This is a genomic window from Fretibacterium sp., from assembly GCF_057312375.1.
Window position 1 is genome coordinate 1 of the sequence record NZ_DBHLDX010000059.1, and the last position, 11401, is coordinate 11401.

The window sequence follows — 11401 nt, forward strand, 5'->3', positions numbered from 1 at the left end:
TGAAGATCAAAAATCCCAGTGGAGCGACGGTCTTTGAGTACAACCTCAAGGCCGATATGCGTTACGCGTCCTTCACCCTCAAGAATGGAGCAGACGCGACCCCTGTTATCGCCGAGTTCGATGAAAGCCCCAGCAAGCTTTCGGGGACGCCGGTGACCCTGCGCATGTGGTATCCCAACGCGGGCGGGGCGGGAATGGTTCCCCTGACGGCCACGGTTCACTTCAAGCCAGACGGCAAGTTCGATTTTGTCGAGAAGATAACGGGTACCTTCCCGGCGGGGTTTACCGCGGATAATCTTAAGATCGCGGTCGTCAGCAATGGGGCTGGGTTGGCGGTTCAGCAGGCCAAGGACCTCGCGGACCCCAAGGAGCCCTTCGACACCCTGACCCAGATCAACCAGGGCGGCTACCACCAGACGAAGCAGATGATCTTCGACTGCAAGGGCAACGAGTATACGCTGGAGGTCAACTTCAAGAAGCTGACGGAGAACCGCTGGCGCTGGGAGGCGTTCCTACTGGACAAGGACGGCAAGCAGGTCCAGTCGGGCCCCGACTGTGAGGATGGCACCGGAAGCTCGTCGGGGAACTCCAGCGCCATCGTCCCGACCCCTTCGTCCGGGGAGATCGCCTTCTGTGGCTGTGGCCCCATCTGCGATCCTCTGGAGCAGGAGATCGAGATTCCCTTCAGCCTGAAGGGGATGACGAACTCGAAGATCAAACTGAACTTCGGTGGCGACGGCGACAAGCTGAAGGGCGTGACGCAGTACGCCTCCGAGACCACCACCAAGGCCGTGTACCAGGACGGTTACAAGATGGGAGTCCTCGAGGGCTACTCGGTGGGCGGCGACGGCACCATCACGGGCAAGTACACCAACGGCCAGAACCTCCCCATGTACCGAGTGGCGCTTGCGACCTTCGCTAACGAACAGGGCCTTGAGAAGGCCGGCGACACGATGTTCCAGGAGACGGTGAACTCCGGAAACGCCAATATCGACGCGGCTGGCGTCAATGGCAAGGGCTCGATCCTGTCCCAGAACCTGGAGATGTCGAACGTGGACCTGACGGAGGAGTTCACCCACCTCATCATCGCCCAGCGCGGCTTCCAGGCCAACACCCGCGTCGTGACGGTGAGCGACCAGATCCTTGAGGAGGTCGTGAACCTGAAGCGCTGATCCGCACCCCCACAAGACAAACCGGGCGGCCCCGTGAGGGGCCGCCCTTTTCGTCTGCGCCCGCTTTCACGTCGAAGGCCGCTGTCCGAAGGCCCCGTCATCTCGCTTTTTGCCCCGAACTTCCGCGGATGGTTTATAATGAAAAGTCGTTTGGGGCACATCCTTCCACCGCGATTCTTCCGCTGACCGGTGCCCCGTTCGGAGACTTCCAGAGGAGGCCCTTTGTCTTGATACACATCCTTCAGGTGAAATTCGAGCGGCTTGAGGCGTCCGCGGCCCCTGCCGCAGGCGCGGAGGGCTGGCTGCTGGACCTCGATGAGCCGGCTGCCGCGGATGTCCTGCACGCGGACCCGCGCCTGCCGGACATCCTGGGGCTTGCGCTTTACGGCGCTGCGTGGCCCAGGGCCCTCGAGGTGGAGGAACCCCGGAGGGTGGAGGTTCTCTTTGAAGCCGAGGGGACGCGCCGCCGCGTTGCGCGCGAGCTCCGGCCGGAGGGCCCCGCGCCGGCCAGGGCCGAGGGAGGAAACGGAGGGGTAGAGGAGTTGATCTCCCTTCCGCCGGAGGCGTTCCTGCATCAGGTGTTGTTGGCCCAGCGCGGCTTTGCCTCGCTCCTGATCGCCCCCTCTTTGGACCGCGCGGCCCTGCTGGACGCCCTTGCGGGGCCCGCCCTGCGAGGGGAGGTCTCCGCGTTGTCCTGGCGGAGGTATCAGGGGCTTCGTCGCCGCGGCGCCTTCCCCGTCGCTCAGACTGAGGCCGCAGGCGACGAGCTGGCGCGGACGCTTGACGAGATCGCTGGCGTGGAGGCCCTCCTGGACCGCAGGGCCAGGGAGGTGCACTGCGGCTTTCTGGCCCGACGCGCGGCGGAGGAGGTTCGGGAGCTGGACCGCCGGCGCGGGGAGTGGGAGCGGGAGAAGGCGCTCTTTCTGCCGATGGAGCAGCGGTTGGACCGCGGGCGCAGGGCCCTGGAGCTGGGGGATGAGTACGAGGGCATCCGGCGGATGCGCCAGGAGCAGGACCAGGCCCGCACGGCGCAGCTGGCTCTGAAGGAGAGCATGACGGCGGCCAGGACGGAACTTCAGAACGCTGAGGAGGCCTTCACCGTCAAGGAGTCGGAGTTTCGGGACCGCCTGATCGCTCAGAAGCGCCTGGCTGAAACCGCGCTGGCGGTTCAGGATCTGGACCGCCAGCTCCGGGACCGACAGGAGGCGGTTCAGAGGCTGGAGGCCCAGCTGTCGCAGGCGGGGCAGGAGCTTCGAGAGCGGACGGCACGGCTTGAGGACGAGCAGCTGGCGGTTGAGAAGCTGAGCCTTTCCCTAAGGGAGGTCCGGAAGTCCCTTCAGCTCCACGCCTCCGACGAACGCCTCGCGACGGGCCTGCAGGGAATACAGAAGTGCTTCGGCCTCTACCGCGAAGCCCTGGAGCGGCGCAGTGCCTCCCGCGAGAGCTACGCCCTGGCTATTCGGAAGAAACAGGAGGCCCAGACGGCGCTGAACGACCGTCAGGCGATGTTCTCCGACGTGGCGCACCGGTTCACCGTGGTGGAGAAAAACTATCAGCGGGCCCAGACGTTCTACGAGTCCTCTCTGAAGGGGAAGTCGCTTGAGGAGTGGCGCAGCTCCTGCGATGAGCTCGTCCGGCGCTTGGAGGAGCTCGAGCGTTTGACGTCGCGCTTCCGGGAGGAACAGGAGCTCCAGGAGCGGTTGCAGGGCCTTCAGGCCCGGCGTCTGCGAATGCAGCAGGAAACGCGAGAGCTGAACATCCAGGACGCGACGCAGTCCGGCAAGGCGGAGGCGCTGCAGGAGGAGGTCCAGAAACTGGAGGGGCGCGTCCGCCTGCTTCAGGGGATGGAGGAGTTGAGCGGCATGAGGGAGCTCCTGGAGGACGGAGTTCCCTGCCCCCTGTGCGGTGCCATGACGCACCCCTATGCGTCGGGAACCGCCGTCCCGGAGGCGGAGGAGGTCAACCGACAGCTCAACGACGCCATGAAGGCCATGGAGGAGCTGAGGGCGGAGCTCAAGGGCCGGCAGTCCCGCGCGGGGTGGCTCGTCGGCGAGATATCCTCCATCGGACGTGGCGAAGAGGACCTGCGACAGGACCTGGAGCGGCTGGGCGACATCATCACGCAGAGCGTCGCGGCGCTGGGGCTGAAGTTCAACGTGGGGGTCCCGCCCCTTGAGGAGCTGGATCGCGTGCGCCAGAAGGTGCGTGACCAGCTTCAGCGCGCGCGAAACGCTCTGGAGGCCGCTTCGGCGGCGCAGCGCGATCGGGACGCCGCGGCGGACGAGCTGGCGCGGATCCGCGAGAGCCGCGAGGAACTGACGCGCTACCACCAGGAGGCGCTGTTCCAACTTCAGAGCGAGCGGTCCGAGGAGGCGCGGGTCGAGGGTGAGAGCCGCAGCCAGGAGGAGGCGTTCAACGCGCTGCGTCGGGAGCTGATCGCCCAGCTCTCCCCCTACGGATACAAGAGCATCCCGGACGAGAATCCCGAATCCGTCGTCAGGGCTCTGGAGGTCCGCGCCGCGGAGTGGCGGGAGAACGCGGCGCGTCGCGACGAGCTGGAGCGCCAGTTCTCCGCGGCTCAGGCCTCCGCGACGGCCGTCAGAAAGGAGCAGGATGCCTTCAAGCTGCGGAAGGAGGAGTTGATGCGGGAGCTGCGCACCGTCGAAGCGGAGCGGGACAGCCTGCAGCAGAAGCGGATCATCCTGTTCAACTCGAAGGACCCGGCGTCGGAGAAGGAGCGCATGGAGCGAGACGTGGAGGACCTGCGGCAGCAGCTCGAGGCCCGCCGCCTGGCACGGTCCGAGGGCAGCGCCCGACTTCAGGAGATCATGGCCTCGCTGCACGAACTGGAAACGAGGCTGGCAACGCTGCGGGAGGAACTTCAAAGGGGCGAGATCACCTTTGGCAAGCACATGCTGTCCGTTGGCTTCAAGAACGAGAACGATTACATCTCCGCCTGTCTGTCCGGCGAGGAGCGGCGGGACCTTCAGAGGCGCCTGGGAGAGCTGGCGCAGACCGACCTGGACCTCACCGCCGCACGGGAGAATGCGAAGTCCCTCCAGATGGAACTACAGTCGCGCCTGGGCGGACTTCGCACCTCCCTGGGCGACGGCGACGCCCTCCTTCGCCGGCTGCTGGACCTGAACCGCCGGGCAGGGGAGCTCTGCCTCGCCCTGCCGAGGGATTCGGCGGCGGTGAAGCAGTATCGGGAGTTTTGCGAAGGGCTGCACCCGCGCCTCTGGGACCTTGAACTGAGCCTGAGCGGCGGGGACGTTCGGCGCGAGCTGAGCGAGTTGGTCTTCAGTGCGCTCCTGGAGTGCGCCAACGTCCGCCGCGCCGAGGCCGGCATGAGAGCCCTGACGCCTGGCGAGGCCCCGTTGACGCTGAGCCCCGGGGCGGAGGCTGCAGCCCTCTCTCTGGCCTGGGGGCTGTCGGACCTGTTCACCGCGGGAGAGCAAGTGGACCTGCGGCTCCTGGACGCGGAGCTTGAGGGCGCGAGTCCGGACGGACTGCAGCGTCTGAATGGTTTGATCTCTGCCTTGAGGCGGGACGAGGAGCGAGTGCTGCTCTGCCCCGACGTGGGAACCCGATGGACGCAGGGGGACTGAAAATGAACGACTGCTTTGGCGCCGTATGGAGCAACCTTGGGACCTTCCTGGGTGCGTTGAAGGGGCTTTCCGCCTCGGAGGCCATGGACCTGGCGCCGGAGGGGGGCTTCTGCCTCTCCACGCGCTCTCAATCCGCGTCGGAGAACTGGGTCTGGCTTCCGCCGGACCTCGTGACGCCAGAGCGGGCGGAGGCGGCCCTGCGCTTCTTTGGGGAGAGGGGCCTGCCCTTCGTGTGGCCGTTGCCCGGCGACTGCGGGGCGGCGGAAGCGCTGCGTGGCGTGGGGCTGAAGGAGGCCGGGCGGCTTGAGGCGATGAGCCTCCCCGCGGGCGCCGCCCCGGAACGTGGAGGGAAGGAGTTGACCTTCCGGACCGTGAGGACCCGCGAGGAGGCGCTGCGATGGGCGAGCGTCGCGTGGCTGGCCTTTGGCGGCGAGCCTCCCGTTCCGGTGTCTGTGTTGAACGGGGCGGAGGCCATGGCGGCCTCCCCGCTGAGGCTGGGGATGGCCATGGCTGGAGAGGAGGCCGTGGGGACGTTTCTCCTGTCCTCCTTTGAGGCGTCGCTCGGCGTGTACTACTTCGCGGTGCTGCCGGGGTACCGCAGGCGCGGCGCGGCCATGGCCATGATGGGGGAGGTCCTCCGCGCGGCGAAGGAACTGGAGGCGGAGCGGATCGTCCTCCAGGCGACGCCGGCCGGCGTACCCTTCTATCGGGCGGCGGGCTTCGAGGCCCACGGGGCGATCCCCCTCTTCTCCAACTCCGACGACGTTTTTTGAGAAAACGCTGATTCATCTTACGAAACCAGTGTTTTCTTGAAAAACAAGCGAAAATTTCCGCTTGACGCTATATAATATCAAGGCTAGTGCATAGGACGAGGGAGTGGTTTGAGCGTGAAGACGAGAACTCTGGCTTCGGGTGCGATGATCGCCGCCCTGTACGCCGTCCTGACCGTCGTGGTGGCCCCCCTGTCCTACGGGCCGGTCCAGTTTCGTGTCGCAGAAGCCTTGACGCTCCTCCCGCTCTACCTGCCGGAGGCGGTGCCGGGGCTCTTTGTGGGCTGTCTTGTGGCCAACGCCTTTGGCGGGTACGGATTGATCGACATGGCGGCGGGGTCCTGCGCCACCCTCTTGGCTGCGGTGCTGACACGAAGGGCCCCCAACCTGTGGCTGGGCGCCCTATCGCCCGTGCTGGTGAACGCGATCGTGGTCGGCGGCATGCTCCACCTCGTCGCGGAGGTCCCCTTGGGGCTGACCATCCTCTACGTCGGAGCGGGGGAGGCTGGCGCCTGTTTTTTGGTGGGGATTCCCCTGATGAGAGCGCTCATGCGGCAGGGCATCCTGTGTGAGAGGCACGGCGCCGGCATCCCATCCGGCCGTTAGGGAGAACGGTCGGGACCGTCGGCAGAAATTGCAGCTTTAGGAGGAAGTGTGCCTTGGATACCTACAAAAATTATTATATGATCCTCGGCGTCGAGCCGACGGCTTCCGCAGAGCAGATCAAGATTGCGTTCCGGCGCATGGTGAAGCTCTATGCCCCTGACGTCAACGCCAGTCCCCAAGCCCTCAAGCTCTTCGAGGAGGTCCTGGTGGCGTGGAACGTTCTCCGAAAGCCCGCCACCCGCCGCATGTACGATCAAAGCCTTGGCTTCAGCCAACAGGGAGGGGACGCCTATGGCGGCGGGACTATGGGAGGAGGTAACCCCTTCGCCCAATCCCCCTTCCCGTCCTACTCCGCTCAGCCCTCGTCTCCCTTCACCTCCGAGGGACAGGGTTCGCCCGTTCAGGGGCAGGCCACGGGGACGCAGAGGCCCGGGTTCCAGCGCCCTCAGGGCGCTGCCGGAGCTGGAGCGAGCTTTCAATCGCCACACAGGCCCTGGGAGACGGTGATCCGCTCCTCCCACCGGGAAACGGAGCGGCAGCGGGCAGCGGAGGGGAGGCGTCGGAAGCAGCAGGAAGAGTTCAGCAGCTATTTTGAGAGGAAGATTGTCACGTGGGCGCTCTTCCTGTCCTTTCCGCTCCTGATGGCCGCGGCCCTCTTCCTGCTGCCGGAGCCCTTTGACGCAAGGACCCTGCTGAAGGCGTTCATCTCCTCGCTGCTCTTCGGAAGTGCGTTCTGGCTGTTCTTCTGGGGGCTGCTCTTCTGGCTGCGACGGGAGTCCCCGGAGAAGAACTACTGGCCTCCCGTCGCGGCCGCGATTTCATCCTGCTCGCTGGGCGTGCTCTATGGCTGGTGGGCGCCCTGGTTCTTCCCCCTGGAGTCGGGGGGCCTGATGTGGGGGGGACCCTACGCCCTGATCTGTGTCCTCCTGGCGCTGATCGCCTCCCGCGAGTGACGCCTTGCCCCCATCGGAGTTGCGATGGGGCCGTGACCGGACCTTGACGTTCAGGGGGCTTTGGGCAATAATAACTTGTTTCATGCTGTCGGTGCCGTCCTGCAAACGGCGTCCTGATGTACGTTTGGGGTGTAGCCAAGCGGCAAGGCAACGGACTTTGGCTCCGTCATCGCTGGTTCGAATCCAGCCACCCCAGCCAAATTGAATTCCTGACGAGCGGGGGATATCCCGCTTGTTTTTTGTCCGTCCACGAGTGGGGTGAGTGCGTGAAGGACTTGGGCGTTCTTGTGATGGCCGCGGGAAAGGGCACTCGAATGAGGAGCGCGCTTCCCAAGGTGCTGCATCCGGTGCTGGACCGGCCGATGCTGGATTATCTCCTGCGAGGCGTCGCCTGCTGCGGCGCTGAGGCGACGGCGGTCCTGGTCGGTTCGGGAGGTGATCAGGTCGAGGCGCACCTGAAGGAGCGCTTCCCGGAGGTTGAGGTCCTGTGGCAGCGGGAGCAGCTGGGCACGGCGCACGCGGTGCTTACGGCGATGAGCTGGTGGGAGCGGTTCAAGACGGTCGTCGTCCTCAACGGGGACCTCCCGATGATGAGGCCGGAGAGCCTGCGGTCCCTGCTGGAACGCTGTCGGACGGAGGGGCCGGACTGTGCCGTCATCAGCTTCGTCGCACGCGACCCTGGGGCCTACGGGCGCGTCCTCCGCACCGAGTCGGGAGTGCGCGTCGTGGAGTACCGGGACGCCTCCGCCGAGCAGCGCAGGATGAACGAGGTGAACGCCGGCTGTTACGTCTTTCGTACGAGCGCCCTCAGGGGCGTGATCGAGCGCATCGGGAACCGCAACGCGCAGGGCGAGTACTACCTTCCGGACGCCCTGTCTCTGATGGCGGAGGAGGGGCGTCGCGTCGAGGCCTACCCGATGCCGGAGGAGGAGATGATGGGCGTCAACACGCAGGCGGAGCTGGCCCATGCCTCGGCCCTGATGCGGGACCGCATCGCGGCGTTCTGGATGGAGCGCGGCGTGAGGATGACGGACCCGGCCTCGGCCTGGATCGGCCCGGACGTCGAGCTGGCGCAGGATGTCGTGCTGATGCCGAACGTCCAGCTTTGGGGGTGCAGTCGGGTGGGCGAGGGGTCTTTCATCGGATCCGGCTCCATCCTGACGAACGCAGTGCTGGGCCGCGGGGTGACGCTTGCGGCCCACGTGCTGATCGAGGACAGCGAGATGAAGGACTTCTCGAAGGCCGGGCCCTTCGTCTACATTCGGGACGGGTGCTGTCTTGCGGAACGAGCCTTCGCCGGAAAGTTCGTGGAGCTGAAGAAGACCACGGTGGGGCAGGGGAGCAAGGTGCCGCACCTGTCCTACCTCGGCGACGCGACGTTGGGTCTGGGCGTCAACATCGGCGCGGGGACGATCACCTGCAACTACGACGGCAGGGAAAAACATCCGACGAAGATTGGGGATCACTGTTTTGTCGGCTCGGACACCATGTTCGTGGCTCCCGTGACCATGGGGAACGGCGCGGCTACGGCCGCGGGGTCTGTGATCACGGAGCCCGTTCCCGACGGTGCTTTGGGCGTGGGGCGCGCGCGTCAGCGCAACATCGACGGCTGGGCATCCCGCAGGGCTAAGGATTGAGCAGGGGGTAGGAGCGTGTCAGGAATGAAGGATCTCAAGATTTTTTCGGGTACGGCGCATCCGGATTTTGCCAAGCGCATCTGCAGCGAGCTGGGCGTCCGGCTCTCCGCCGCGAGGCACTATCGTTTCTCGGACGGCGAGCTGGGGCTCTCGCTGGACGAGAGCGTGCGGGGCGCGGACGTCTTCGTGGTGCAGCCCACCTGTGAGCCGGCCAACGACAATCTGATTCAGCTGCTGATCATGTCGGACGCCTTCAAGCGGGCCTCGGCCTACCGCGTGAACGCCGTCATCCCCTATTTCGGCTACGCCCGTCAGGATCGCAAGACCAAGCCGCGCGAGCCCATTACGGCGAAACTCGTCGCGAACCTCCTGACCCACAGCGGCGTGGACCGCGTGATCACAGCGGACCTGCACGCGGGGCAGATTCAGGGCTTCTTCGACATCCCCGTCGACCACCTGACCGGGATGCCCCTCCTCGCCTCCTACTTCCGCGACAGCCTGTCGGAGGATATCCCGAAGGGCGAGGTCGTCGTCGTTTCCCCCGACGTGGGAGGCGTTTCGCGAGCCCGCAGCTTCGCGATCATGCTGAAGTCGGACCTCGCCATCGTGGACAAGCGCCGCTCTCACGAGGTGGCCAACGTTTCGGAGGTCATGGACATCATCGGAGAGGTGGAGGGCAAGACGGCCATCTTGGTGGACGACATCATCGACACGGCGGGCACGATCTGCAACGCGGCCGCCGGCCTGAAGGAGCGGGGCTGCCGGAGGGTCTTCGCCTGTGCGACCCACGCGGTCCTGTCGGGGCCTGCGATGGAGCGCATCGAGAAGTCCGTCATCGAGAAGCTGATCTTCTCCGACACGATCCCCATGCCGGAGACCAAGCGTTCCTCCAAGGTGCAGCAGCTGTCCATCGCGCCGCTCTTCGCGGAGGCCATCATGAGGGTCCACAGCGAGCGGTCCGTGAGCAGCCTCTTCGACAATTAGCCCGAAAGTTCCAGGGCTGTTGTATAATCTTGTCCTGCCCGTCCCCGCAGGGGACGGAGTACTTTTGAGTGTGCAAAGGAGCTGTTGAGTGTGTCTGAGCGAGTAACGCTAGTGATGGAGCCCAGAGAAGAAACCGGCAAGGGAGCGAACGGGAGGCTTCGCAAGAAGGGGTACACGCCCTGCATCTTCTACGGGCCCCAGATGGAGAAGTCCGTCCAGGGCAAGCTGAAGACCAGGGACGTTGAGCGCATCCTGGCCACGGGCCGCTGGGAGTCCATGCGCCTGAACGTGACGCTGCCGGACGGCACGGAGGAGATGTGCATCATCCGCGAGGTGCAGGTCAACCCCCTTACGGACTGCCCCCTGCACGTGGACTTCCTGCGCCTGATCAAGGGCCGCAAGATCACGGTCAACATTCCCATCGAGGTCCTCGGCCGCGAGAGCGCGCCCGGCGTCAAGGACGGCGGCGTCCTTGAAACGCTGCGGGAGGTGGAGGTGGAAACCCTGCCCATGAGCATCCCGGACGTGCTCACCGTTGACGTCTCCGCGCTTCAGATCGGCGACGCCATCCACGTGCGCGACCTGGCCCTGCCGGAGGGCGTCGAGCTCAAGGCCGACCCGGACGAGATCGTGGCCGTCGTCGTCATGTCGAGGGGCGTCGGGGAGTCCGTGGCGACGGAGGTCGAGGAGCCCGCTGACGTCGAGGTCGTGGCCAAGGGCAAGGCGGCTAAGGAAGCGGAGGGCGACGGGGAGAAGTCCGAGTAGACACCCCTTTGGACTGAGCTCCCATGAAGTTGATAGCGGGGCTGGGCAACCCCGGAGAGGAGTATGCCTTCACGCGGCACAACATGGGCTGGATGTCCGTGGACCACCTGGCGCAGCGCCTTGGCCTGGGGAAGCCGCAGCTGAAGTTTCGCGGGGAGTTCTGGCGCGCCGGCTTCGGCATCCTCCTGAAGCCGCTGACCTTCATGAACCTCAGCGGGCAGTCGGTGCGGGAGGCCTTCGACTTCTACAAGCTTGCCCCGGAGGACATCCTGATCGTCTACGACGACCTGGCGCTTCCCTATGGGGGGCTCAGGCTGCGGGCTCAGGGCAGCGCGGGCGGGCACAACGGCCTGGCGTCCGTCCTGGGCGCCCTCGGAACGCTGGAGGTCCCGCGCCTGCGCATCGGCCTGGGTAGCGGTCCGGGAAGCATGGTGAGCCGCGTTCTGGGGCACCTGACCGCCGAGGAGCGTGAGCTCCTGCCATCCGTTCTGGACCGAGTGGAGGAGGCCGTCGAGGCGTGGCTCACCATGGGCGTTCAGAAGGCGATGTCGAAGGTGAACGGCCCTGCGGCCCCTTGAGGGTTTCGGGTTCTTTTGTGTGTCGAGGGGACGGGGCAGCCCGTCCCCTTTCTCTTACCTCCCGCCGAGCCTGAAATAGGCGAAAACAAAGAGGACGTGCGCGCGCTCCATCGCTATAATTTTTAGGGAAACACTGATTAAGTCGTTAAGAACTGTCAACCGCATGGGCTCCCTTCAGTGCCTGAAACTTCATCAGGCCGCGCGAAGCGCGTGGGGATTGGGACTGACGGCCCGTGAGCAAGGGCGAACGGCAGCCGGAAGGCTCCCCGAAGGGGGGCGTAGCCCCATTTTAACGCTTAAGGAAGCGCTGAAGGATACCCTCCGTTTG

The 11401-nt window shown here is 65.5% G+C and carries 9 protein-coding genes and 1 tRNA gene; all 10 read left to right on the forward strand.

Annotation, left to right across the window (positions count from 1 at the left end; translation table 11 throughout):
- Positions 1 to 1172: flagellar hook-basal body complex protein (locus tag ACO41U_RS08350; protein ID WP_485943106.1), on the forward strand; the 1172-nt coding region annotated here is incomplete at its 5' end.
- A 227-nt stretch (positions 1173 to 1399) separates the two neighbouring features.
- A complete protein-coding gene (locus ACO41U_RS08355) occupies positions 1400 to 4780 on the forward strand; it encodes a coiled-coil domain-containing protein (protein ID WP_485943108.1) in 3381 nt (1126 codons plus the stop codon).
- Between the two features lie 2 nt (positions 4781 to 4782).
- Entirely contained in the window at positions 4783 to 5553 is a 771-nt protein-coding gene (locus tag ACO41U_RS08360; protein ID WP_298778853.1) for a GNAT family N-acetyltransferase, read from the forward strand.
- 114 nt (positions 5554 to 5667) lie between these two features.
- Positions 5668 to 6156, forward strand: a complete 489-nt coding sequence (locus ACO41U_RS08365) for a QueT transporter family protein (protein WP_485943110.1) — start codon at positions 5668 to 5670, stop codon at positions 6154 to 6156.
- Between the two features lie 53 nt (positions 6157 to 6209).
- A complete protein-coding gene (locus tag ACO41U_RS08370) occupies positions 6210 to 7109 on the forward strand; it encodes a J domain-containing protein (RefSeq protein WP_298778847.1) in 900 nt (299 codons plus the stop codon).
- A 125-nt stretch (positions 7110 to 7234) separates the two neighbouring features.
- Positions 7235 to 7308, forward strand: a tRNA-Gln gene (locus ACO41U_RS08375).
- A gap of 91 nt (positions 7309 to 7399) precedes the next feature.
- Entirely contained in the window at positions 7400 to 8746 is a 1347-nt protein-coding gene (gene glmU, locus ACO41U_RS08380; protein WP_298778859.1) for a bifunctional UDP-N-acetylglucosamine diphosphorylase/glucosamine-1-phosphate N-acetyltransferase GlmU, read from the forward strand.
- Between the two features lie 24 nt (positions 8747 to 8770).
- Positions 8771 to 9730, forward strand: coding sequence for a ribose-phosphate diphosphokinase (locus ACO41U_RS08385; protein ID WP_485943112.1), 960 nt, complete (start codon positions 8771 to 8773; stop codon positions 9728 to 9730).
- Positions 9731 to 9844: 114 nt separating this feature from the next.
- Complete coding sequence (locus ACO41U_RS08390) at positions 9845 to 10495, forward strand: 50S ribosomal protein L25 (protein ID WP_298778841.1); 651 nt, start codon at positions 9845 to 9847, stop codon at positions 10493 to 10495.
- Between the two features lie 23 nt (positions 10496 to 10518).
- Positions 10519 to 11073 carry an aminoacyl-tRNA hydrolase gene (gene pth / locus ACO41U_RS08395; protein ID WP_485943114.1) on the forward strand — a complete coding sequence of 185 codons (555 nt, stop codon included), beginning with the start codon at positions 10519 to 10521 and terminating at the stop codon, positions 11071 to 11073.
- Positions 11074 to 11401: the final 328 nt, after the last annotated feature.